The sequence below is a fragment of the Paenibacillus sp. FSL K6-1566 genome, from assembly GCF_038050475.1.
In the GTDB taxonomy this organism is placed as follows: Bacteria; Bacillota; Bacilli; order Paenibacillales; family Paenibacillaceae; genus Paenibacillus_AQ; species Paenibacillus_AQ lactis.
On the sequence record NZ_JBBOSR010000001.1, the window covers coordinates 5,126,422 to 5,149,366 of the forward strand.

The window sequence follows — 22,945 nt, forward strand, 5'->3', positions numbered from 1 at the left end:
AAGGGGCTTGCCGCCTCTTATTCCAACTCGCATCAAGTATTTGGAGATATTTTTGCTTTAAAACCAGCAACATTCAAGAGATAATGCCGGTAAGATCGGGCTAAAATCCACTGCTCTATTTGCTTTCAACCGGCCGCTTCCACAAACCCAGCAGTACACCTGACAGCGCCGCGCCAATGATAACGGCCAGCAGGAACAGCAGCGCGTGGTTGGCCAAAGCCGCTACGAAAATCCCTCCATGCGGGGCCGGAACGTTAATGCTCCACAACTGTGTCAATCCGCCGGCAACCGCCGAACCGAGAATGCACGATGTCAGTACGCGCAGCGGGTCGGCAGCGGCAAATGGGATCGCGCCTTCCGTGATAAAGGAAAGACCCATAACATAGTTCGTAACCCCGGACTTGCGCTCCTGTTCCGTAAATTTGCGCTTGAAGAACGTCGTAGCCAGGGCGATTGCCAGAGGAGGAACCATGCCGCCGGCCATCACCGCCGCCATCATCGCGCCGTTCGTATTGCCGCTCGACGTAAATACGCCGATGGCGAATGCATAAGCCGCTTTATTGAAAGGGCCGCCCATGTCAATCGACATCATTCCGCCGAGAATCAGACCGAGAATGACGGCATTGCCCGTTCCGAGATTGTTCAGAATATCGGTCAGGCCAAGATTGATCCAGCTGAAGAACGGATCAAACAGATAGAACATGATGGTACCGGTGATCAGCAAGCCAACGACTGGATACAGCAATATCGGCTTCAAGCCGTCCAGTGCCTTCGGCAAGCCGGCAAACCATTTGCGAAGCAGAATGACGACATATCCGGCAAGGAAGCCGGCGGCCAAACCGCCGAGGAACCCGGAATTCGAATTCAGCGCCATCAGGCCGCCGACCATGCCGGGCATCAATGCCGGACGATCACCGATGCTTAAGGCAATGAATCCGGCAAGGACCGGAATCAGGAAGTGGAAAGCGCCTTCTCCTCCGCCGATCGTCTGCAGCAGCTGAAAGAGCGGATGATTCTCACCGGCAAGCTGCTCGATCAGGAAGGATACGGCCAGCAGAATGCCTCCGCCGACAACGAATGGCAGCATATGCGAAATCCCGTTCATCAGATCCTTGTAAATTTTGCTGCCGATGCCGCTGTGTCCGCCCTGCTGTTCTCCGGATGTCCCGCCGCCTTCGCTGCGGTAGATCGGCGCATCACCGCTCGCTGCCTTTCGAATCAGCTCCTCCGATTTGCGGATGCCGTCGCTGACTGGGCGCTGCAGCACCGGCTTGCCGTTAAAGCGGGCCATCTCGACCTGCTTATCGGCAGCAATGATGACGCCGGCGGCGCGCCGAATTTCCTCCTCGGTCAAAATGTTCTGCGCCCCTTCCGAGCCGTTCGTTTCCACCCGAATCTCGACGCCCATCTCTTGGGCTTTCTTCTTGAGCGCGTCCTCCGCCATAAACGTATGGGCGATCCCGGTCGGACAGGCCGTTACGGCAACGACGAAGGCGCCTTGCTCACCGGAGGCTGCTCCGTCCTGAACGGGTGCGGCTTCGATAGCGCTGTCAGACTCCGGACGCTTGTCCGATTGCTTCTCTGCTTCTTTCCTTTGCTTGGCAGCTTCCTTCTCGGCCTTTGCCGCTTCTTCTTCCGCCTGCTTGGCATCGAATAGCGCCGTTACTTCCTCAGGCGTCTTCGTCTCCATCAACCGGCTGATGAAATCGGCATCAATCAGCAGCCTGGAAAGTGCAGCAAGCGTCCGCAAATGGGTATTTCCCGCGCCCTCAGGCGCTGCAATCATGAAGAACACATAAGCCGGCTCGCCGTCCAATGCCTCAAAATCCACACCCTTGCTGCTCTTGGCAAATACGACGGTCGGTTCGTTCACCGCCCGGGTCTTCGCATGGGGCATCGCAATGCCTCCGCCGATCCCCGTGCTCGATTCCGCTTCCCGCTTCAGAATCGCTTCCTTGAACAGGACCGGATCATTGATTCGTCCGCTTGCGGCCAGGCTGGCAATCAGCTCGTCGATCGCCGCCTCCTTCGTTACCGCTTGCAGATCCATAATCATGGTCTGCTGAATCATTAATTCCGTTATTCTCATTATGGATAACACTCCCTTAATTTCTGCCTTAGATGTCTGCCGTTTCGCAGCCGCATTGCAAACATGCATGTCCTCACAATGGCGTGATCGTGACCTGTTCACGAAGTTTATCGATCATTTCTCTGGCTGCCAGATCGTCCGAGAACGCCGTTGCGCTTCCCGATGCAACCCCGGTCCGGAATGCCTCAAGCGGACTGTGCCCCAGAGACAGCGTGCCGACAAACCCGGCAATCATCGAATCGCCTGCGCCTACCGAATTCCGGACCGTTCCCGCCGGAACGTTGGCGTGATAAACCTGATCAGCCGTAATGAGCAGGGCTCCTTCTCCCGCCATGGAGATCATCGCATGCTGCGCACCCTGCTCAAGCAGCTTGCGGCCGTACATGACAAGCTTATCGCGCGAATCCATCGGGACGCCGAATAACTCGGCCAGCTCGTGATGGTTCGGCTTGACGACAAGCGGCTGCTGAGCCAAAGCCTTCATCAGCGCATTCCCCGTCGTATCGATCACGAATTCGGCTCCGCTCTTCTTGCACGCTTGAATTAACAGGTCGTAGAAGCCTGAGCCAAGCGATGGCGGAACGCTTCCGGACAGTACCGCGATATCGCCCGGCTGAAGCCGTGACAGCTTATGGACCAATTCATCGGCCTCCTCTTGCCGGATGCTCGGCCCGAGGCCGTTAATCTCCGTCTCGTCCCCGTGCTTAAGCTTGATGTTGATTCTTGTATCATCTTCAATCCTCACGAAGTCGGTGACGATCCCTTCCTTTCTCAGCGTCTCGTCGATAAACCGCCCGGTAAATCCACCAAGAAAGCCGATCGCGGTATTGTCTGCGCCGAGCTGGTTCAATACCCGCGAGACATTGATGCCTTTGCCCCCCGGGAACTTCAAGTCCCGGGCCATTCTGTTCAAGCTTCCAAGCTCGATATGCTCCACTTCCACGATGTAATCGATGGAAGGATTCAAAGTTACCGTATATATCATCATGATCCCTCAATTATGTTGGTTTTCTGTGCTATGGACTTCCGCCAGGCTTCCGGCAGCGATTCGGTAATCAACGTCGCTTCGCTTAAATCCAGCAGCTTAGCGAACGTGACTTCTCCGATCTTGCTGGAGTCCGCAAGAACATAGCTGGTAGCGGACAGCTGATGGGCCCGCCGTTTGATCAAGGCTTCTTCCGGATCCGGCGTCGTATACCCCATCTCGATATCGACGCCGTTCGTCCCGAGAAAGCAGCGGTCAAAGCGGAAGTTATCCATGTTTTGAAGAGCTATGCTGCCGATTACGGCTTTCGTGCGAATCTTCATCATGCCGCCCAGAAGATAGCTGTTGATGCGTTTGCTTACCAATGCTTCGATATGCGATAAGCCGTTGGTCACAACGGTCACGTTGCCTGCTTCGATAAACGGGATCATCGCCAATGTGGTCGTTCCCGCATCCAGATAAATGCTCTCGCCATCCTGTACCTGCTGCGCAGCCAGCTTGGCAACGGCATTTTTCTGTTGAATGTTTTTGAATGATTTCTCTTCCATTCCCGGCTCGGGGGCCTTTTGACTCGGCAGCGCTGCTCCCCCGTGAATACGCTTTAATAAGCGGCGTTCCTCAAGATCAATCAAATCACGCCGCACTGTAGATTCCGATGCTTCCAGGAGTTCGACCAATTCCTGCAATTTGACGACCCCGCGCTCTTGTAAGCGCTCTAAAATAACGCGGTATCTTTCTTCAGTCAGCATAATGAATCCCCTCCAGATCTAATCCTATCATATTTCGCGCAAAAAACAATCAAAAATAATCATAAACATTCATAATCCTTCAAATTATTGAATGGCATATTCCCTATATTTTTCATACCGCTCCAGCTTTATCCGCCCCGCTTGCTTCTGGCTCTTCTTCGTTGCGGCTGGGTTTTATCGTCCTAATGCCGACTCGCCTGCACCGTCTATAAACGTTTGTGCAAGTATGCCTCTTCACTATATACTGGTAACTAGGAAACTCTCACAGTATAGAAGAGGTGACATGGATGGATCAATTGAAAGAAGCCTACGAACGAATGGGCTTGCCGGAGGATGCGACCCGGGAACAGCTTGATGACAGGTATACCCTCCTCATGCGTCAGACCCGTTCGCAGCAAAGGCGTGAGCCGGACCGGGCGGAAGAGATTGAAGCCCGCTTCGCCGAGATTACCAAGGCCTACAAATTCATTCTTGATGAAGAGAACCGCAAGTCTCTGGAGGAATTGAATCAGAAGCGGTATGGAAAATACAAAAAACTGGCCGGAACTGCCGAGAAAACCGACCATTTCTTCCGTTATTATAAATTTCATCTGCTTGGGGGCATCGCCATTCTTGGCATTCTTGTGTATATCGCGATCAGCATCTTTAACCATCAGGCGGAAAAAGAGCGGCTGGCAAAGCTGCCCCCGGTAGACCTCTCCGTGATGTTCCTGGGGTCGTATTTCAACCCCGACGGCGGTACGGATGTCAAGCCGATTGAAGACGCGATTTTGGCACAGTTTCCCGAGTGGAAACGCGTAACCGTTAACATTAATTATGTGCCGGCGCTCGACTCGAACAATCCGCAGGACGCCGCCATGCTGCAAAAAGCGCTGCTCGTGCTGGCAACCGAAAGGCCTGACCTTTATATCATGGATAAGAATGCATTTGACTGGGTCGGCAATCAAGGCATGGTACGCCCGCTGGAAGCAGAAGTGAACGGCGAGCTGAAAGCGCTTGTGACACCGGAGATGCTTCTGAAGGGGGTCGACGAGGAAGACGGCACCGAGCATGTGTATGCCGTCGATATTATGGGAAGCAAGCTGGGCGAGGAAATTCCCGTGCTCAAGAACGAGATGTACGCAGGGATTCGTGAGGGGACGGAGAAGGACGCCAACGCAAAGCTCTTTATTCAGAGATATCTCGAAGCTTCTAAATAGCACGCAGCATTGAGGGAATAACAAAACCGCCCGGGAGGCAAGGAGTCGGCTCGCGATTCCCCTTACGCCGGGCGGTTTCTTTTATCTAAATAAGTGGAGAGTTATTGGTTAACGATCGTAGCTAGCGATGCAAACGCATGTGGCACAAAGCCCTCGGTCGGCTCGCGATGCGGGATATTCACACGGAAGATAAAGCCTTGACCATCGATTTCCGCTACGATATATTCCCGGGTCAGCTGCTCCCCTCGGGCAATCATGTACACGGGGGCATTTTTCAGCGCCTGATTTCTTTCATTCTCCTTCGCCTCAAGGACTTTACCCACTTCGGCCAATTCTTTCTCGGCCTCTTGCTTCAGCATGTCCCCGTTGTAATCCGAGGGCAGCTTCGTAATTTTTACATAATAATCTGGATCCACATTCATTGTCAGCTTGCCGGTCTTCGCGTCAAACGAGAAGATATCGAATATATACAAGGAATACCCGTTTCCTGAAGCCAGCTTGGCGGTCTTCGTCTCCTTCATGCCTTCGAGCTCAAGCTCCACTTCCTTCGTGGCGGGAAGCTGCGAGGTATCCGAATCCGAGCCGCTGCCGGACTGCCTGACCGTTATTTTCGTCAGAATCAATTGCTTCAGCCCTTCATCGCCTTCAACCGGCTCCTCGAAATATTCGAAGGCAACCTCTTCATTTCCCTGGAGTCCGGCAATGGCTTCGTTCATATGATCCCCGAGACGGAAGGCGGTCGGTCCGTCTTCGGTTTCAATCTCTACGGAATGATTATCAATTTGACCCACATAGGTACCGGTCCCCTGTTTCGTTTCAGTGCTCTGACCCTCTTCCGGATCTCCCGGCTTTACCGGTTCTTGCGTTTCGCCTTCTTCAGGATTGGGCTCCGCCGGCTGCACCGGTTCTTGTACTCCTTCTTCAACCGGATTCGGATCGACCGGGGGCTCTGCTGCCGGTTGTTCACCGCTGCACGCGGTAACGGCCAGAAGCAATACAGCCGCAGTTGTGAGTGCAACCAGCTTGTTCCGAGCTGCTCTCTTTCCCATAAAACCACCTCCTATCATTACGGACGAAGGAGGACCGATGAAGGTTGCGGCCGATTACCAATTCTTCTTAATATTTCCTGCCGCCACCCGGCCCGCCTGACAATATCATTCACTTTTACTATCAAACAAGGTATGCTAGTAGTACAGAGCAAAATAGTTGATAAAGGGAGATGTTCATGTCTGGAAAAATTAAAATATTCGCTGATAGTACTTGCGATCTGCCCTCTGCATGGATAGAAAAGCATCATATCGGAATTATTCCTCTCTATGTGGTATTTGGTGAGCAATCTCTGCGTGACGGCGTGGATATTACGCCTGAGCAGCTGTACGCCAAGGTCGACCAGGTAGGCCATCTGCCAAAGACAGCAGCTCCTTCCCCATCTGACTTCATCGCCGCCTTCACGCCTTCGATCGAGCAGGGCGAAGATATACTGTTTCTCAGCATTTCATCCGAGCTGTCCTCGACGTATCAAAACGCGCTGATCGCTGCCGGCGAGCTGCCTGAGGGCCGGGTTACCGTCTTCGATTCCCGCAATCTCTCCTGCGGCATCGGACTCCTCGTGATGAAGGCCGTGCGTGCAGCCGAACAAGGCGCCTCCATTCCTCAAATCGTGGAGCTGCTCAGCCGAACCGTCAATGAAGTGGAGTGCGAATTCGTTATCGATACGCTGGATTATTTGCATAAAGGCGGTCGCTGCTCCGGCATGCAGAACATCATCGGCAGCTTGCTGAAGATCCGTCCGGTGATTAAAGTCGTCAACGGCGGAATGATTCCTGCCTACAAGGTTCGCGGCAAGAAAGAAAAGGCACTGGACCAGATGATCCAAAATGCGCTCGCTCAGGTCCAGGACATGGACAATGATTTGATCATTGTTGTACATACGATGGCGGAAGAGGAAGCCCGGTTCCTGCAGAAGGAGCTGCAGGAGAAGACCGGTGCACGGGAGGTTGCCATCTCCACGGCCGGATGCGTCATCTGCAGCCATTGCGGACCGCATACCGTCGGCCTGATGTATACCAAGAAACCGGCCGTTTAAGAGGCTGTTTTTCTAAAAATTCGTCGTTCCCGACTTTTTAAGTAGGGCTTTAAATGGTGGGTTATTCAAAGACAGTTCTGCTGTGCAGTTAGCATCATGCAGAGCTGTTTTCTTTATGTCAAATTGCTTCATTGCAATATCCTAGACTTTGGTCCAGTTCCGCGGGATACTCGGGACCGAGGACATCCTCATCCAGAACATGGTATTCTTGAGTTAACTATTTCTTTATAGGAAGGAAGTAAGCTCGTATGTTGAAACGTACCATCCTCGCTCCCCTGCTCATTCTGCTCGGTGCTTACCTGCTGCTCAATCAAGGCGGCTCCGTTGGCGCCGGCTCCATCTTTGCCACCTTCTGGCCAACCTTGTTCGTGATTCCGCTGGGGCTGTTTTTCCACTGGATGTATTTCTCGCTGGTCGGGCGTCAAGGCATCGGCCTGCTCATCCCGGGAGGAATCCTGCTGACAGCCGGTGTCGTCAGCCAGATCGCTTCCTTATTCGACAGCTGGGACACGATGTGGCCGGGATTTATTCTCGCCGTTGCAGCCGGCCTGTTCGAATTCTACTGGTTCGGCTCGCGCAATAAATGGCTGCTGATCCCCATCAATATTTTGACCGTGCTGTCCCTGCTGTTCTTTGTTGTCTTCTCCATTGGTCCGATGCTGAACTATTTGTCCGTGATCCAGCCTGTCATTGCGGTTCTGCTCGTGCTCGGAGGTGCTTGGATCATACTCGGACGCAAGCGGCACAGCTGAATTCAAGCCGGCACGAATTCAATAACTCAAACAAAAGCTGCCACGGGAAACCCGGGCGGGCGGCTTGTGCGCATGCACAAAGAGGGATCGATCAGGATGATGCCGCAGCCGCCAGCGTTCCCGATCCCGCGAACAGCTGGTGGACGCTCCGCAGATAACGGACCGTTTGCGTACCCGAATGCATCAGGACCGAGTGCGTCTCCGCCCGCTGTCCCGGCAGGAATTTGACGCCCTGCAGAAAATCCCCGGGCGTTACCCCGGTCGCCACGAACAGCACGCCTTCCCTTCCTACCATATCCTCCATCCGAAGCAATTGCTCGGGATCCTGAAGCCCCATCCTGCGGCAGCGTTCCATATCGCCCGGCGTAACCGGAATCAGCCGGCCCTGAAGCTCGCCGCCAAGGCATTTCAGCGCGGCCGCGGCCAGCACCCCTTCAGGCGCCCCGCCGGACCCGACATAAAGATCGACCTCGCTGTCGGTGCAGGTTTCGATCGCTCCCATCACGTCTCCATGAGTGAGCAGCTTGATTCGAACCCCCGATTCCCGCAAAGCCGCAATCATGGCGCTGTGACGCTCACGGTCCAGAATGGATACCGTCAATTCCGATAACGGCTTATCCAGAATGACCGCCGCCTTCTGAAGCGTTACTTCGATCGGGTCGTCCAGGCTCAGCCTTCCCGCGAGCCGAGGACCAGCCGCCAGCTTGTGCATATAAATATCGGGTGCATGCAGAAGGCTTCCCCGCGGAGCTGCCGCGATCACCGATAGAGCATTATTCAAGCCGCTAGCCACCGTTTCAGTCCCTTCCAGCGGATCAACGGCAACATCCATCTTCGGTCCTTTGCCGCTGCCTACTCTTTCCCCAATATACAGCATTGGCGCTTCATCCATCTCGCCCTCACCGATCACGACCACGCCGTTCATAGCGACCGAATCGAAGTGCTTGCGCATCGCAAGCGTCGCAGCCTCATCGGCACTGTGTTTGTCTCCTCTGCCGGTCCACCGGGCGGACCTGAGCGCCGCTTCCTCCGTTACTCGTACCAACTCCAATGCCAATGAGCTCTCCATTGATCGTACCCTCCCTCTCCTATATGTTCCGTCATATAATTTGGACAGATTGAATGCATGTCGTGGGCAAGCACGTAAAATGTTCCTGCAATCGCAGAAATCATTTTACTCTCTTGCCTGCATCGTATCGTTAAAACAAACTTCTATGGACATATTATTTCAATAAATTCGTGATCAGCCCCGCCGTCTCTTCAATGGCCTTATCCGTCACATCAATGACAGGGCAGCCCAGCCGTTCATACAACGACAGCGCATAATCGAGCTCCTCGCGGATCCGCTCAAGGGTCGCATACTGAACCTCATTCGGAAGCCCCATCACCTTGAGCCGTTCGCTGCGGATCTTCAGCAGATGCTCCGGCTCCATCGTCAAGCCGATGATCGTCCCCGTCTTCACCTCTTGAAGCTGCGAAGGCGGAGACAAATCCGGCACGATCGGATAATTGACCGTCTTGTAGCCTTTATGAGCAAGAAACATTGACAGCGGCGTCTTGGATATTCGCGAAACGCCAAGCAGGATGATGTCTGCCTTCAAGATCGCGCTGACATCCTTGCCGTCATCGTATTGAACGGCGAATTCCATCGCCTCCACTCGGCGGAAATACGTATCATCCAGGCGATGCAGCAAGCCGGGCAGCCGCTTCGGATAATCGTTGAAGGTGTCGGCGAAGGCCTGCATCATCGGTCCCATAATATCGACCGCGCGGATATTCAGCCTTACCGCCTCCTCCCGGATTACTTCCCGCAGCTCCGGCTGCACCAGCGTGTATGCTACAAATCCGCCCCGTCTGGCAACCTCCTCCATCAGCTCCGTAAGCTCTTCCTCGTCCCGAACATTCATATATCGCTTGATTTCGGCGTCTTCCAGCTCGAACTGCCGCAGCGTTGCCTGTACGACCGCTTCGGCCGTCTCCCCGATTGAATCTGAACAGATTGCTATAAAATGAGTCGATGCCTGATTCATCCGATTCCTCCCACTATTCCTCGGCTACCATGTCGAGCAGCATTTTGATGATATTAGTTTTGGTAATGCGTCCTACAACCTTCCAGTGATCCGGATTGCCGTCCTCTGACGGAACGACAACCGGCAGGCTGTCGATCTGCCTTGTTATGATTTTGCGGGCGGCATCAAGCACCGTATCCTCCGGCTGTACCGTGGTCACATTCGCCCGGCGCGTCATAATAAGGCTGACCGGCATGGACGAGGCCGACGGATTCCCCAGCGTCACCTTGAGCAGGTCCTTGCGGGACACGATGCCTGCAAGATGGCCGTCCGCATCGGTCACAATGAGGTTCCCCACGTTTTCAAGGAACAGGGCGACAACCGCCTCCTGGATCGTTGTGGTCTCCCTTATGATGATCGGAACGCCGTGGAGGTCGCCAACCTTCATTTTGAGCAGTCGGAACTTTTCCTCCCGATCAGGCTCGCCCCGCTTTCCGAGAAAATATCCAACCTTAGGCTTTGCATCGATGTAATCCAGTATGACAAGCTTGGATAAATCGGTACGCAGAGTAGCCCGGCTAACGTTAAGCAGCTCCGCGATTTGATCTCCCGTAATCGGGGCATGCTTCTTTACGATATCGACGATTTCCAGCTGTCTTGGCGTCAGTTCGATAGTGATCCCTCCTGCTTCCATTTCCTCTGCTTGCGGATATAATACGTCATATATATTATATATGCAACATATTTTCGTCTAAAATGATGACATAAAGTATTAATATTTTTTGTATGGCCTATTAAAAAAATTGATAAAGATTGTTCTCCTGATGATCCTCGGGTCCCCATCTCATGCCTGACGCCAAATAAAATGCAGAAAATAAAAAGCATGCCCCGGAATGCACTTCCTAGGCATGCTTTGCTTAGATTAATGAACTTATGAATTCTGGGCAGTACTTCGCTCGCACTCTCCTTTGCCGCAGTATCCGTGAATGATTTTAACGCCGTCGGTGGGGATCGTATCAACCATTTCTTCACATCCGGAGCAAATAATAAGCCCCATATCCTGTCTTCCTTGAGCCACTCCTGCCTCTGGACTTGTCAACGCCTTCATTCCCATTTCCTCCTTAGCATTGTTTCGCATTGCTGCAAGGCAGATGTCCTTACTCCTTACCCAATGGTTCAACCTTCAATCCCTTCTCGCCGCATCCAGAACGGCTTCGCCCCACCCATCCTTTATTTTCCACTATATTGTTAATGTATTGGGTAAGAAATAAAGTTATGAGTAATTCATGGAGAATGAGCTTTAACTTCGGGTAAACTAAGGAAACGGCCGTACGCTGGAGGAAAAAATCACCATATATTCGGTATCCTGTGATAATATAGATTTCGGAAATCACCTGGAAATTGACACTGATCGACGGAGGGTTTGGATGAAAAACTTGTGGCAGCTCATTAAGAAAGGAAACACGTCTTCGGCCATCGCATCGCTTGGCAATACGGGACTTGCGATCATTAAAGCGATCGCTGCTTCCGTCAGCGGCAGCGGGACGATGTTCGCCTCCGCCATGCATTCTGTCGCCGACGCCGTGAACCAGGGCTTCGTATTCGTCGGCAGCGTGCTCGCCGAGCGAAAGCCGACCAAGAAGTTCCCTACAGGGTTCGGGAGGGTCATCAATCTGGTCTGTATGGTTGCGGTCATCGTCGTAACGATTATGGCCTATGAAACCATTCATAAAGGCTACAAGCTTCTGAAGCATCCGGAGGAGGCAACGAGCTTCTGGCTGAACTTCATTGTCCTGGCTATAGCGGTCTTGATTGACGGCGGTATCCTGATGAAGGCGATGAAGGAGATTTTAAAAGAAACCCGGACCGAAGCTGCCGGACTCGGCATGTTCCCGGCCGCCTTCAAAAACGCCGGCAAGGCCGCACCGCCTACCCGGCTTGTGTTCTATGAAGACATCGTCGCCACGCTGGGAGCGCTGTTTGCGCTGATCGCCATCGTATTTGCCCACTTCATGGACTTCCTGATCCTCGACGGCATCGCAACGATTCTGATCGGATGTCTGATGATCGGCGTAGCCTTCAAGGTCGGGTACGACAATATGGTCGGTCTGATCGGCGTTTCAGCGCCGAAGGATGTCGAGGAGAAGATCTCCCGGATCATCCTTGCGGACCCGGATGTGCGTGACATCAATCGGCTCCGCATCGTGCAGGAAGGACGAAGCTACCATGTCGAGGCATACATCGAGCTGCGGCAAGGCATGTCCCTGGCCGAGGCCAGCGTATCCAAAATGCGGGTCAACTCCTTGCTGCTGCAAAACCCGGACATCTCCGATGTTACCCTGGGCATTCTGGAAGACGACAACATCCGGGTCTGGAGCCCGAGCGCCGATCTTGGCAGCGAACCACAAAAGCCTTAAAGCCCAGCACCTGTCGCCCCCTCGCGAGCACTGAACAGTCCGCTGCAGCCATAAAAAAGGCGCCCGCAATCGCTTGATGCGAGGCGCCTTTTTATGATCCGATTATTGATTTCTCCGCAGGAACTCGGCCATGCGGGCATAGGCAATTTTTTCGTTGGCTTTCTTTGTGATGCCATGTCCCTCATCCTCGAACACGATATACTCGACGTCCCGGCCCTTGGCTCGAAGCGCCTCAACGATTTGGTCCGATTCCGCTTGAACGACACGCGGGTCATTCGCTCCCTGGATGATCAGCATCGGGTTCACCATGTTGTCCAGGTAGGTGATCGGCGAATCCTTGATGAACCGCTCCCGATCCCGCTCCGGATCGCCGAGCCAACGCTCCATGATCGGCTTCCAATGATCCGGAACCGAGTTGTAGAAGGTAAACAGATTGCTCACCCCCACGATGTCAATTGCCGCTTTGAAGTACTCGGGATTGCGGCCGGCCAGGAGCAAGGTCATATAACCGCCGTAGCTTCCACCCATAACAAAGAGCTTTTCCCGGCTTGAAATTCCCTGTTCGAACAGCCAATCCATTCCTGCAAGACAATCCTTGCGCGGCCCTTCGCCCCAGTCCTGCTCCACCAGCTTGACGAAGGAGCTGCCATAGCCTGTGCTGCCCCGGAAGTTCGGACAGAAGATATGGTATCCCTGTGCCAGGAGATACTGGAACATCGCCCGGAACTGCTTGCGCTCTGCGGCTTGCGGACCGCCATGCGGCCAGAAGATCGTGTATCCGTTAGCCACTCCCTCCTTGGCCCGGAACAGCAGCGCTTCGATCTCCATGCCGTCAAAAGACGGGTACGTAACGGTCTCAGGTGAGCACAGATCCTCCTCTGTCAAGCCTGTCAACACGTTCTTCGTCAGCATGGTCCAGCTGCCGTCCTTGTAGCGGTAAATATTCAGCGGCTTGACCGCGCCGCGGGCCAGCAGGTACAGAGTCCCCGATTTCGTCACGTTCAGCTGCTCTACGATATCCGCCGGCAGAGGCAGCTCCGTCAATTCGCTGCTGTCCATGGAATAGGCATACAGCTTATCTTCCACGCCTTTTTCCGTCAGGATATAAAGCGTTCGGGAATCCTCATGCCAGCGTAGAAGCTGAACGCTCTCCCGTTCGATCCGGCACAGCGGCTCAAACTTCCGCTGGGAAATGTGATACGCGGCGACGTAAGAAAACTCGGAATCATAGTCGGTCGTAAACACGACATGATCGTTGTCGATAAACTGCACGCCGCCGGCGGTATGCACCTGCTCTGGCGACGGAGTCAGACACAGAGGCTCCTCGGATTCCCGCTGTACATAGCTTATGTAATAGGTATTGGCATACATTTTCGTATAAGCAATGGTCTTCTCGTCAGGACTCACGGCAGACAGCTCGGTGGCCGTATCCCGGCCTTCATGCAGAAGCTTCTTCTCTCTCGTCTCCAGATCATAGACCAGGGAGTTCAGACAGGACGGGTTGCCTTCCGATGTGACGTAATACAGCCTTCTGCCGTCCTCGGACAGATGTACGAAGAAATACTTGTCATCCGGATTGGCATCCTCGAATAACGGAATCGCTTCCCCGCCGCTCCAGCGCAGCGCGTGCATGTGATAGTTCTCATTGCCGTCGCGGTCAAACCCCGTAAGAATATGGCGCCCCTTGGGGTCCAGCTTAATGAAGCTTGCGGCCTGGTCATTGTAGGTAAGCGGGTAAGGATATGCCGTCTCCTCCCTCAGGTCCATCGCCCATAAATTGAACTTTCCGTTCATGCTGCTGCTGAATACCAGTCTGGACTCATCTGCGCTTACAGCAAAATTACGAATCAAATAAGTCTGGAAAAATTGCTCGACATCCGGTTTAGGAAATGGAATCATTCCTTTGCCTCCCTGTCCCTCTAATTATCCACAGGTTGATTAACTGGTGGATTATGCCAACGCAGCGGATTATCTCATATTATAGCGTAAATCATTACCGCGAACATCCTGACATTGGCATGAGGGCAAATCCGTGATCGACAGTCTCGGCATGGTATTTTTTTACACCAAAAAGTGGTCTCCATGCTTTCACCGCCCGCTCTCTTAACAAGCCTATTCTTCGCCCGACTCCTCCCTTGAGCCCGCATATCTCCATCAAGTTCCCATATATATGATAAGAACCAGGTTTCCATTAACGAAGGAGGGATCCTCGTGCACCAAGACGAGATTGCTGAGTTAGAGCGCTCCATTGCAGAGATTACCGAAATTGCATCAGGCTTCGGCCTTGATTTTTATCCCATGCGGTATGAGATCTGCCCGGCAGACATCATATACACCTTCGGCGCTTATGGCATGCCGACGCGGTTCAGCCACTGGAGCTTTGGCAAAACCTTCAATAAAATGAAGATGCAATACGATTTCGGTCTCAGTAAAATCTACGAGCTCGTGATCAATTCCAATCCGTGCTACGCTTTCCTCCTGGACGGCAATTCACTGATTCAGAACAAGCTGATCGTCGCCCATGTGCTCGCCCACTGCGATTTCTTCAAAAACAACGCCCGTTTTTCGGTCTCCAACCGCAATATGGTGGAGAGCATGTCCGCTACCGCCGAGCGGATATCCCGTTATGAGCTGGAGCATGGAACGGAAGCGGTCGAGCAATTCATTGACGCGGTTCTGGCGATCCAGGAGCATGTCGACCCTCAAATCCTGAAGCCCGAAAAACTCGACAAGCAGCGCTATAACGAGCGGCGGATGCTGGAGCGGCGGGAAGAGGCCAAACGCCAGAAGCCTCCCGGCCGGTACGATGATCTATGGGAGCTGGATGAAGACGAGGAAGAAAAGGCGGAGCAGGCTCCCGCCGCGCCAAAGCGGTTTCCGGCTGAGCCGGAGAAGGACATCATGTGGTTTATTCAGGAGCACTCCGATATTCTTGAGGATTGGCAGCGGGACATCATGAGCATGCTTCGCGAGGAGATGCTGTATTTCTGGCCGCAGATGGAGACGAAAATCATGAATGAAGGCTGGGCCTCGTACTGGCATCAGCGCATACTGCGGGAGATGGACCTGACCAGCGAGGAAACGGTGGAATTCGCCAAGCTGAACGCTTCCGTCGTCCAGCCGTTGCGCCACAGCCTGAACCCGTACTATCTGGGTCTTAAAATCTTCGAGGACATCGAACGGCGCTGGGACCGGGAGAAGATGTTCGACGTGAGGGAATACGACTCCGACATCTCGTTCCTTCGCAATTATTTGACCAAGGAGCTCGTTGAGGATCTGGACCTGTACGTATTCGAGAAGAAGGGCCCTGAGTGGAAAATTACGGACAAAGCGTGGGAAAACATTCGGGATCAGCTCGTCGTCTCCCGCGTAAACGGCGGCAACCCCTATCTGGTCGTCACCGACGGGGACCATCTTCGTTCCGGTGAACTCATGATCAAGCATCTATTCGAAGGCATCGAGCTTGATCTGAAATACATGGAGCGCACAATACCGTACGTTTACCGGCTCTGGGGCAAGCCGGTGCATTTGCACAGCATGATCGAAGGCAAGCCGATTCTATTCTCCTATGACGGCAAGAAGCTCCACCGGCGATTTATTTGAATGACTTTTGTCGCAGCTTCGATTCGTTTCTTCCGCATTAATAAAAATAGAAGCAGCATCCTCCCGGTGCAATCGCTCCGGTCCGTGGATGCTGCTTTCTTGTTCATCTGTAAGATTTATCGCCAAGCACCGCCTTCGCTTTCGAATCAAACGGTGGCCTTCTCGGACTTCATCGGAGCCGATTCAGCTTCCAGATCATGCTTGTGCACGTCATACTCGTGCTTTAAAGCCTCCAGGTCATCCGCGAGCTTCTCCATCATCTTCACGAAAGCCGCCAGCTCCTGGGAGCTTGCCGCCTGATTTCGGGCGTTCACCGAGGTCTTCTCGGACTCCTGCTCCACCAGGCCCAGCTTGCGTATAATCCCGCTGACTTTGCTTTGGATCTCTTCCATCGCTTTTTTAGAATGCGTTGCAAGCTTTCTCACTTCGCCCGCCACCACCTCGAAGCCTCTTCCGAGCTCTCCGGCATGCGCAGCCTCAATCGCGGCATTCAGTCCGAGCAGATGGCTCTGGTCGGAGATTTCCCGGATCAGGCTGCCCATCTGCTCGATCTGGAGAATCTCCTCGCCAAGCTCGGCGGTCAGCGTATGGGCCTTCTCTTGAGCCTCCGCGGTTTTCATGGCATTATCGGCCATCAGCGCTGCGCTTTGATCCAGCTCAACGATCATGGCGGTCAGCTCCTGCACCGATTCTGTAATCGCTTCCAACATTTTCTGTTGATCCGTGACCAAATTTTGAATTTTTTCTTTCTCCTTCATCTCATAAGCCTCCAGAACGAGCTGAGAATCCAGATTGAACATTTTGCTGAGCGCATGCACGACATGCGTCCATTGCTCAGGAAGCAGCTGCTTAAACAGATCTGCTGCAATATCCAAATATAGCATATAGCTGCCGAGATAATAATCGGTATTCAGCCCGATTCTCGAATGAACTTGTCCGATCTTAATCCGGTTCTCGAGATAGGCCTCATCCACCCGGCCTTCTGCAAGCGACAACCAATATACCCGCTGGGTTTCCTTCAGCCGCTCCATGGTCGACATTCGGTTAATAATCTGCATGAGCTGCGGCTGTTCGCCGATTCTCGCGTAAAACCGGTCCACCACCTCCTCGACCACCTTGACAAACACATCGCGGTGCTGTGCAAGCAGCTCTAAATCATGCTCACGTAGTCCGATATACTCCAGCTGCTGACGTCTTTTCGGTGAAACATCCATCATGACGAAATCCTTCACTCCTAAATAGAATGATCCCTGTTACAGGTCTAAGTACTTAGGGTTCATTATAGACTATATTTACCAATCAAGGCATAATTCTAAAGTCCTAATTGAGTGTATAAAATCACATCTTGCCATTGCCTGAATATGCAAGTTAAATCGAAAATGCGATCATACCGGACGAGTTTCGATACCCCCATGCAGACAGAAACAAGCTGCGCTGGCGGTAACCATTTACCGCCAGCGCAGCTCGCCTTCAACCTTCGTTTGGATTACCGCTCCCAAGCATTCTCCCTCTGCGTAATCCCTAACAGCTGACCGGGCTGACTCCAAAACAGGCTATGCCCCCGCCGGTTCATTTTTTTGCGAGTCCTTCCGCTCCTGACGTTTAGTCTCACTTCCCGCAAGAACGGTGGATGACGCCAGCTCTCAGGACGAAAGTTATCGGTTCAGCAGACTGCCTACGTACCGCAGCAGCTCATTGGCGCAGACCGGGCAGTAGCCGTGCTCCTCGATCAGTCTGGAGCTGACTTCGTTAATGCGTTTCAGCTGCACCGCATCCGGCGTTTTTGTGGAGGTGGTGATTTTGACGATGTCTTTGAGATCTGCGAACAGCTTCTTCTCGATCGCTTCGCGCAGGCGCTCATGATTATGGTACTCGAACTTCTTCCCTTTGCGCGAATATGCCGAGATGCGAATCATGATTTCCTCGCGGAAGGCCTTCTTGGCATTCTCTGATACCCCGATCTGTTCCTCGATGGAACGCATCAATCTTTCATCCGGATCCATCTCCTCGTCGGTCAGCGGATCGCGGATCTTGGTCCAGTTGCAGAATGCCTCAATATTATCAAGATAGTTCTCGAACAGCGTCTTGGCCGACTCTTCAAAGGAATAGACAAACGCCTTCTGCACTTCCTTCTTGGCCAGCTCATCATACTCTTTGCGCGCAGCTGCAATAAAGTTCAAATACCGTTCCCGCTCCTCCTTGGTAATGGAAGCGTGCTGATCCAGCCCATCCTTAATCGCCCGCAGCATATCCAGCGCGTTAATGCACTGAAGATCCTGCTTAATAAGAGCGCTTGAGATCCGGTTAATGACATACCGGGGATCCACGCCGGACATGCCTTCCTCTAAATATTCGCTCTGCATCTCTTTCAGATCGGCTTCCTTGTAGCCCTCCACTTCTTCGCCGTCGTACATGCGCATTTTCTTGATCAAGTCCATTCCCTGTTTCTTTGTCTCCTTCAAACGGGTCAATATGGAGAATATTGCGGCGGAACGCAATGCATGCGGCGCAATATGGATATGCTTCATGTCGCTCTGCCCGATCAGCTTGGCATAGATTTTCTCTTCATCGCTGACCCTGAGGTTATACGGGATCGGCATGACGATCATCCGGGATTGGAGCGCCTCGTTCTTCTTATTGGCGATAAAGGCTTTGTATTCCGCTTCGTTCGTATGGGCCACAATCAGCTCATCGGCGCTAATCAGCGCAAAGCGTCCGGCCTTGAAGTTCCCCTCCTGCGTCAGGGACAGCAAATTCCACAGGAACTTCTCATCGCATTTGAGCATTTCCTGAAATTCCATCAGCCCCCGGTTGGCCTTGTTGAGCTCCCCGTCGAACCGGTATGCCCGCGGATCCGACTCGGAGCCGTATTCCGTGATGGTAGAAAAATCAATGCTGCCGGTCAGGTCGGCAATGTCCTGCGATTTCGGGTCGGAAGGGCTGAATGTCCCGATCCCCACCCGGCCTTCTTCCGAGATGAGCACCCGTTCAACCTTCACGCTCTCAATATCGCCGCCGTATTCGGTCTTCAGCCGCAGCTGGCAGGCCGGGCACAGGTTCCCCTCGATGCGAACGCCAAGCTCCTTCTCGATCTCCGGCCGCAGCTCCAGCGGGATCAAATGAAGAGGCTCCTCCTGCATCGGGCAGCCTGAAATGGCGTACACCGCACCGCTGTCGGTTCGGGAGTACTTCTCCAGCCCCCGCTTGAGCATCGTAACGATCGTGGATTTTCCTCCGCTGACCGGCCCCATCAGCAGCAGGATCCGCTTGCGGACATCGAGCCGCCGGGCTGCGGAGTGGAAGTATTCCTCGACCAGCTTCTCAATCGCCCGGTCCAGTCCAAAGATCTCCTGCTCGAAAAACTTATATTTTTTCCGGCCGCCGCTCTCCTCGATCCCGTAGGATTCGATCATGTCATACACACGGGCGTGAGCCGTCATGGCTGGAGAGGGATCCTTCTTTAATAATTCAATATATTCCCTGAATGTGCCGCTCCACGCCAAACGGTCGCTCTCTGCCCTATATGATGCTATGCGTTCGAAAATATCCATTTTCGCTACCTCCTATGAGTCTGTTTATGGGGATTGGCTTCCATTCCACAGCGTCATTTGAAACATTCGATTTCGAAAAAGTGTACTACATACCTATGCGCCTTGCCCGGAATAGTTGACCTTATTTTCGAAGTCAAGCCGGAGCTTTTTTGCTGAGCGCCGCTCGTCTTATCCCAATCGGGAACGCCACGATGCGGTCCTCATGCTATACTGATTTTACATGAACGTAACATTCGAGCAGATGCAATAATCAAGGAGGGCAATCATGGCGATCAAGCATGAAGCCGAGCTGTACGCTCCATTGAAGGCTTTTTTTGAAATAAATGGGTATGAAGTCAAGGGGGAGGTTCGGAATTGCGACCTGGTCGGAATGAAGGAGGGAGCGGACGAGCCCCTGATCGTGGAGATGAAAAAAACATTCAATCTGGCGCTGCTTCTCCAAGGGCTCGAACGCCTGAAACTGACGCCTTATGTGTACCTGGCCGTAGAGAAGAGCCGGGCCAAGAAAGGGGCCGTCAATCAGCGCTGGTCCGAGCTGACCGGATTATGCGGGCGGCTCGGCCTCGGGCTCATTACGGTCACCTTCTACAAGACGAAGGCCCCGTTTGTGGAGGTGCTCTGCGAGCCGGAGATCGCCGTCACCCGGGGACGAACGGCGATCAGGCGCAAGGAGCGGCTGCTGAACGAATTCAGGGAACGCAGCGGCGACTACAACACGGGCGGCGTCACCCGGGCCAAGCTGGTAACGGCTTATCGCGAGAAGACGCTCCGCGTCGCCGCTGCCCTATACAGCGCGGAGAATGAGCAGCGGGAAACGCTGCGGCAAAGCGGCGAGGCGTCTGCCGCTGCCGAGGCCAATCCTGACGCTCCCCTGCCGGGAATATCGCCCGCAGCTGTGCGTGACCGGAGCGGCGTTGGCTCGGCTGCAGCCATCCTGCAGCGCAATTACTACGGCTGGTTCCGGCGGGTCGGGCGGGGACGATATCTCCTTACCCCGGCCGGTCTCCAAGCCCTCGCGGATTATGCCAACGTGCTCGAATCCGCTAGTATGACGGGACTTAATGGCTTGTCGTCCGAGCGTCTACGTTGATCATCGTGCAGCAGTCATCATTATACCGTGCGCCGAGAGGATCGCGTTACCAATTTGAGTAGAACAGATGATTCCAATGGATCAAGGCTGGTCCGCAGAGTCAAGCCATATAAAGATAAAACTGGCGTTTTGGGAACCCAAAAAAGCTGCCGCTCCAACCAAACGCTGGTTGAATCGGCAGCCTGTGTTCATCGTGTATCTTACTGTAGATGTAACTCGTGGCTGTAGCTGTAACTTGCAGCTGTCTTTGTATCTTAACCCCGCTTAATTCCGCTGTACATGCTGGATCCTGAGCCCGCTTAATTCCGCTGTTCATACTGGATCCCAGCAAGCTTATATCCGCTGTGCAAACTGGATTCTGAGCACGCTACGGTTAATTCCGCGCGGTAAATTCCATGACGGCTTCACTGATCAGGTTCATGCCCAGCAGCAGCTCATCGCGGCCGGGATGGGTAAAGTTCAGCCGGATGCATTCGGCATTCTCCCCTCCTGCCGAACACATCGATCCCGGGAGGAAAGCAGCCCCCTTCATTAATGCAGCCCGCAGAAGAGCATCGCCATTCAAGCCGGGAGGGAGCTCCACCCACAGAAACATGCCGCCGGGAGGGACCTCGTATTTAGCATCCTTCCAGGCGCTCCGCTTCAGCAGCTCCACCATGAGCTTAAGCCTCGTGGCGTACTCTCTGTTCAGCATCTCGATATGGTCCTCGAGCTTAAAGTGATTCGATTCCAGCAGATGATGGAGCATCCGCTGATTCAGCATGCTGGATTGCCAATCCGCCATCTGCTTCACCGCCGTCATCATCTCAATGACCTGCGGGCTGCCTGCCGCCCAGCCCGTGCGGAGCGCCGGAGCTACCGTTTTGCTGAACGAGCCGACATAAAGCACATGCGCTCCCTGCTTCTCCTCCAGAGAAAACAGGGATGGAAGCCGCTGCTTCCGATCCGGCCCGCCGGCTGCTCCGAAATACAAATCCCCGTACGAATCATCCTCTACGATGAGAAGCCCGTGCTGCACGCACAGCTCCAGCACCTGTGCTCGCCGTTCCAGGCTCCACATGACACCTGTCGGATTCGTGAAATTCGGCGCTGCCATGAGCAGCTTTGGCCTGTGCTTGCGAATCAGCGGCGCCAGCCGGTCCGGGAGCATGCCGCTGCTATCTCCCGGAACCGGCACGATTTCAGCCCCTTGGAGGCGGAGCACCTGCAGCAGACCGGGTGACGTCGGATTCTCCACGAGAACCGCGTCGCCCGGCTCGACGTACACCCTGACCAGCAAATCAATGGCCTGCTGTGTACCCGTTGTCAGCAGTATATTCCCGGGCTGGACACTCAGTCCTTTGCGCTTGGCAAGATCCCGGCTCAGCCACTCACGCAGCGGGCGATAGCCTTCCGCTTCCCCGTACTGCAAGGCTTCCGGATCGGCGGTTAGTACAGAGGTAGCGGCCTCGGCCAGCGAATGCATAGGGAATAATTCCTCAGCCGGCAGCTCCTCTGCCAAGGAAATAAAAGAATCCCGCTTCGCAAGCTCACGGATATTGCGCAGCGGGGATGACAACAGGGTCTGTGCACGGGAAGCAAAGGAATACTGCATGGAAATCCCTCCTCTAACCGTTTATGGAAACCTCGGTTTTATATTCAGGGAGCCTCTTTACAACCTCTAAAAAATATTCCCGATATCTATATATTATACCTTATGTAAAATTTTAAGCATATATTTGCCTTCCTTGACGGGTATACAGCGCATACTTCTCAATGGCCTGCGCCCGGGTCGATACGCCAAGCTTGACATAAATTTTCCGGAGGTAGTTGTCGATGGAGCGCCGGCTGACCTGAATTTCAGATGCGATCTTATCGTATGTAATGCCCTGCACGATCCGTTCCATGATAAAGGCCTCCGTCTCAGAAAGCTGCAGCCCGCCTTCGTTCATCGCCGAGGCCGTCAGCGGCCATATCCCCTGTTTTACCCATTCCAGCGGAAGAGAAGCTACCCCCTCCCGAAGACCGGCGATCATATGGATGAGCTGAAAGGTCGAGGCCTGCTTGGACAAAAGCCCGCTCGCTCCCCGGTTAACCAAGGACTGAAGCAGCGGAAGGCCGTCGTTGTCGGTCATGACCACCACATGGGTGTTCGGGGACAACTGCTTCATCTGTTCCAGGATCGCTTCCGAGGTCTGGTCCTGAAGTTGGTAATCCAATAAGACCAGTTCGGGTAACAGCTCAGCGACCATCCTCACCCCTTCCGTACCGGAAGAGGTCATCCCCAGGACGGTCAGGTCCCGCTCCTCCTCCAATATCAATTTCGTTCCCAGCATGCTTGTAGGTTGACTGCCGACGATAACTACCCGCCAAACCTGATTCATATTCCGATAGACCTCCTGTTTCGTCTTGATATCTCTATTTCTAAGTAAGCGG

General features: G+C 53.6%; 19 protein-coding genes. 6 read left to right on the forward strand and 13 right to left on the reverse strand.

Going from position 1 to position 22,945, the window contains the following annotated elements; genetic code table 11:
* Positions 1 to 115: 115 nt before the first annotated feature.
* The 3 genes from NST08_RS22740 to NST08_RS22750 form a co-directional block, all read right to left on the reverse strand.
* Positions 116 to 2,089 carry a PTS fructose transporter subunit IIABC gene (locus NST08_RS22740; protein ID WP_144877820.1) on the reverse strand — a complete coding sequence of 658 codons (1,974 nt, stop codon included), beginning with the start codon at positions 2,087 to 2,089 and terminating at the stop codon, positions 116 to 118.
* A gap of 73 nt (positions 2,090 to 2,162) precedes the next feature.
* On the reverse strand, positions 2,163 to 3,074 hold the full coding sequence (pfkB, locus tag NST08_RS22745; RefSeq protein WP_007127324.1) for a 1-phosphofructokinase: 912 nt from the start codon (positions 3,072 to 3,074) through the stop codon (positions 2,163 to 2,165).
* On the reverse strand, positions 3,074 to 3,823 hold the full coding sequence (locus tag NST08_RS22750; RefSeq protein WP_341342322.1) for a DeoR/GlpR family DNA-binding transcription regulator: 750 nt from the start codon (positions 3,821 to 3,823) through the stop codon (positions 3,074 to 3,076). The genes pfkB and NST08_RS22750 overlap by 1 nt, the downstream gene beginning before the upstream one ends.
* A gap of 287 nt (positions 3,824 to 4,110) precedes the next feature.
* Between NST08_RS22750 and NST08_RS22755 the strand changes: the two genes are divergently transcribed.
* Positions 4,111 to 5,022 carry a molecular chaperone DnaJ gene (locus NST08_RS22755; protein ID WP_007127322.1) on the forward strand — a complete coding sequence of 304 codons (912 nt, stop codon included), beginning with the start codon at positions 4,111 to 4,113 and terminating at the stop codon, positions 5,020 to 5,022.
* A 101-nt stretch (positions 5,023 to 5,123) separates the two neighbouring features.
* On the opposite strand, the gene NST08_RS22760 is transcribed toward NST08_RS22755, so the two are convergent.
* Positions 5,124 to 6,071, reverse strand: coding sequence for a hypothetical protein (locus NST08_RS22760; RefSeq protein WP_210094397.1), 948 nt, complete (start codon positions 6,069 to 6,071; stop codon positions 5,124 to 5,126).
* A 176-nt stretch (positions 6,072 to 6,247) separates the two neighbouring features.
* On the opposite strand from NST08_RS22760, the gene NST08_RS22765 reads away from it, so the two are divergent.
* Both NST08_RS22765 and NST08_RS22770 read left to right on the forward strand, forming a co-directional pair.
* A complete protein-coding gene (locus NST08_RS22765; RefSeq protein ID WP_210094398.1) occupies positions 6,248 to 7,108 on the forward strand; it encodes a DegV family protein in 861 nt (286 codons plus the stop codon).
* A gap of 248 nt (positions 7,109 to 7,356) precedes the next feature.
* Complete coding sequence (locus NST08_RS22770) at positions 7,357 to 7,860, forward strand: hypothetical protein (RefSeq protein WP_007127319.1); 504 nt, start codon at positions 7,357 to 7,359, stop codon at positions 7,858 to 7,860.
* A 91-nt stretch (positions 7,861 to 7,951) separates the two neighbouring features.
* On the opposite strand, the gene glpX is transcribed toward NST08_RS22770, so the two are convergent.
* From glpX to NST08_RS22790, 4 genes are all read right to left on the reverse strand, one after another.
* Entirely contained in the window at positions 7,952 to 8,929 is a 978-nt protein-coding gene (gene glpX / locus NST08_RS22775) for a class II fructose-bisphosphatase (protein ID WP_007127318.1), read from the reverse strand.
* A gap of 154 nt (positions 8,930 to 9,083) precedes the next feature.
* Positions 9,084 to 9,890: a pyruvate, water dikinase regulatory protein gene (locus NST08_RS22780; protein WP_007127317.1), complete on the reverse strand. Its 807-nt coding sequence runs from the start codon at positions 9,888 to 9,890 to the stop codon at positions 9,084 to 9,086.
* A 13-nt stretch (positions 9,891 to 9,903) separates the two neighbouring features.
* Positions 9,904 to 10,563, reverse strand: a complete 660-nt coding sequence (locus tag NST08_RS22785; RefSeq protein ID WP_007127316.1) for a helix-turn-helix transcriptional regulator — start codon at positions 10,561 to 10,563, stop codon at positions 9,904 to 9,906.
* A 237-nt stretch (positions 10,564 to 10,800) separates the two neighbouring features.
* Positions 10,801 to 10,977: a GapA-binding peptide SR1P gene (locus tag NST08_RS22790; protein WP_007127315.1), complete on the reverse strand. Its 177-nt coding sequence runs from the start codon at positions 10,975 to 10,977 to the stop codon at positions 10,801 to 10,803.
* Between the two features lie 319 nt (positions 10,978 to 11,296).
* Here NST08_RS22790 and NST08_RS22795 point away from each other — a divergent pair, with 319 nt between their 5' ends.
* Positions 11,297 to 12,286 carry a cation diffusion facilitator family transporter gene (locus tag NST08_RS22795; protein WP_210094400.1) on the forward strand — a complete coding sequence of 330 codons (990 nt, stop codon included), beginning with the start codon at positions 11,297 to 11,299 and terminating at the stop codon, positions 12,284 to 12,286.
* Positions 12,287 to 12,388: 102 nt separating this feature from the next.
* Here the strand turns inward: NST08_RS22795 and NST08_RS22800 are convergent, their stop codons facing one another.
* Complete coding sequence (locus NST08_RS22800; RefSeq protein ID WP_213613695.1) at positions 12,389 to 14,185, reverse strand: S9 family peptidase; 1,797 nt, start codon at positions 14,183 to 14,185, stop codon at positions 12,389 to 12,391.
* Positions 14,186 to 14,497: 312 nt separating this feature from the next.
* On the opposite strand from NST08_RS22800, the gene NST08_RS22805 reads away from it, so the two are divergent.
* Positions 14,498 to 15,889, forward strand: coding sequence for a SpoVR family protein (locus NST08_RS22805; protein ID WP_210094402.1), 1,392 nt, complete (start codon positions 14,498 to 14,500; stop codon positions 15,887 to 15,889).
* Between the two features lie 146 nt (positions 15,890 to 16,035).
* Here the strand turns inward: NST08_RS22805 and NST08_RS22810 are convergent, their stop codons facing one another.
* Together NST08_RS22810 and NST08_RS22815 are read right to left on the reverse strand one after the other, a co-directional pair.
* On the reverse strand, positions 16,036 to 17,106 hold the full coding sequence (locus tag NST08_RS22810) for a globin-coupled sensor protein (protein WP_210094403.1): 1,071 nt from the start codon (positions 17,104 to 17,106) through the stop codon (positions 16,036 to 16,038).
* A gap of 438 nt (positions 17,107 to 17,544) precedes the next feature.
* On the reverse strand, positions 17,545 to 19,440 hold the full coding sequence (locus NST08_RS22815; RefSeq protein WP_007127310.1) for a PrkA family serine protein kinase: 1,896 nt from the start codon (positions 19,438 to 19,440) through the stop codon (positions 17,545 to 17,547).
* A gap of 265 nt (positions 19,441 to 19,705) precedes the next feature.
* Here NST08_RS22815 and NST08_RS22820 point away from each other — a divergent pair, with 265 nt between their 5' ends.
* The gene (locus NST08_RS22820) at positions 19,706 to 20,530 is read left to right on the forward strand and encodes a DUF2161 family putative PD-(D/E)XK-type phosphodiesterase (protein WP_007127309.1); all 825 of its coding nucleotides are present in this window, start codon (positions 19,706 to 19,708) and stop codon (positions 20,528 to 20,530) included.
* 373 nt (positions 20,531 to 20,903) lie between these two features.
* On the opposite strand, the gene NST08_RS22825 is transcribed toward NST08_RS22820, so the two are convergent.
* Positions 20,904 to 22,124: an aminotransferase-like domain-containing protein gene (locus NST08_RS22825; protein ID WP_210094405.1), complete on the reverse strand. Its 1,221-nt coding sequence runs from the start codon at positions 22,122 to 22,124 to the stop codon at positions 20,904 to 20,906.
* A 112-nt stretch (positions 22,125 to 22,236) separates the two neighbouring features.
* On the reverse strand, positions 22,237 to 22,893 hold the full coding sequence (locus NST08_RS22830) for a response regulator transcription factor (protein ID WP_028403806.1): 657 nt from the start codon (positions 22,891 to 22,893) through the stop codon (positions 22,237 to 22,239).
* Positions 22,894 to 22,945: the final 52 nt, after the last annotated feature.

Excerpts from the sequence above, each read along its gene's own strand:
- NST08_RS22830 (WP_028403806.1), bottom strand. The coding sequence starts at position 22,893 with ATGAATCAGGTTTGGCGGGTAGTTATCGTCGGCAGTCAACCTACAAGC.
- NST08_RS22760 (WP_210094397.1), bottom strand. The coding sequence starts at position 6,071 with ATGGGAAAGAGAGCAGCTCGGAACAAGCTGGTTGCACTCACAACTGCG.
- NST08_RS22780 (WP_007127317.1), bottom strand. The coding sequence starts at position 9,890 with ATGAATCAGGCATCGACTCATTTTATAGCAATCTGTTCAGATTCAATC.
- NST08_RS22820 (WP_007127309.1), top strand. The coding sequence starts at position 19,706 with ATGGCGATCAAGCATGAAGCCGAGCTGTACGCTCCATTGAAGGCTTTT.
- NST08_RS22795 (WP_210094400.1), top strand. The coding sequence starts at position 11,297 with ATGAAAAACTTGTGGCAGCTCATTAAGAAAGGAAACACGTCTTCGGCC.
- NST08_RS22785 (WP_007127316.1), bottom strand. The coding sequence starts at position 10,563 with ATGGAAGCAGGAGGGATCACTATCGAACTGACGCCAAGACAGCTGGAA.
- NST08_RS22765 (WP_210094398.1), top strand. The coding sequence starts at position 6,248 with ATGTCTGGAAAAATTAAAATATTCGCTGATAGTACTTGCGATCTGCCC.
- pfkB (WP_007127324.1), bottom strand. The coding sequence starts at position 3,074 with ATGATATATACGGTAACTTTGAATCCTTCCATCGATTACATCGTGGAA.
- NST08_RS22755 (WP_007127322.1), top strand. The coding sequence starts at position 4,111 with ATGGATCAATTGAAAGAAGCCTACGAACGAATGGGCTTGCCGGAGGAT.
- NST08_RS22740 (WP_144877820.1), bottom strand. The coding sequence starts at position 2,089 with ATGAGAATAACGGAATTAATGATTCAGCAGACCATGATTATGGATCTG.
- glpX (WP_007127318.1), bottom strand. The coding sequence starts at position 8,929 with ATGGAGAGCTCATTGGCATTGGAGTTGGTACGAGTAACGGAGGAAGCG.
- NST08_RS22750 (WP_341342322.1), bottom strand. The coding sequence starts at position 3,823 with ATGCTGACTGAAGAAAGATACCGCGTTATTTTAGAGCGCTTACAAGAG.
- NST08_RS22825 (WP_210094405.1), bottom strand. The coding sequence starts at position 22,124 with ATGCAGTATTCCTTTGCTTCCCGTGCACAGACCCTGTTGTCATCCCCG.
- NST08_RS22815 (WP_007127310.1), bottom strand. The coding sequence starts at position 19,440 with ATGGATATTTTCGAACGCATAGCATCATATAGGGCAGAGAGCGACCGT.
- NST08_RS22810 (WP_210094403.1), bottom strand. The coding sequence starts at position 17,106 with ATGATGGATGTTTCACCGAAAAGACGTCAGCAGCTGGAGTATATCGGA.
- NST08_RS22800 (WP_213613695.1), bottom strand. The coding sequence starts at position 14,185 with ATGATTCCATTTCCTAAACCGGATGTCGAGCAATTTTTCCAGACTTAT.
- NST08_RS22770 (WP_007127319.1), top strand. The coding sequence starts at position 7,357 with ATGTTGAAACGTACCATCCTCGCTCCCCTGCTCATTCTGCTCGGTGCT.
- NST08_RS22790 (WP_007127315.1), bottom strand. The coding sequence starts at position 10,977 with ATGAAGGCGTTGACAAGTCCAGAGGCAGGAGTGGCTCAAGGAAGACAG.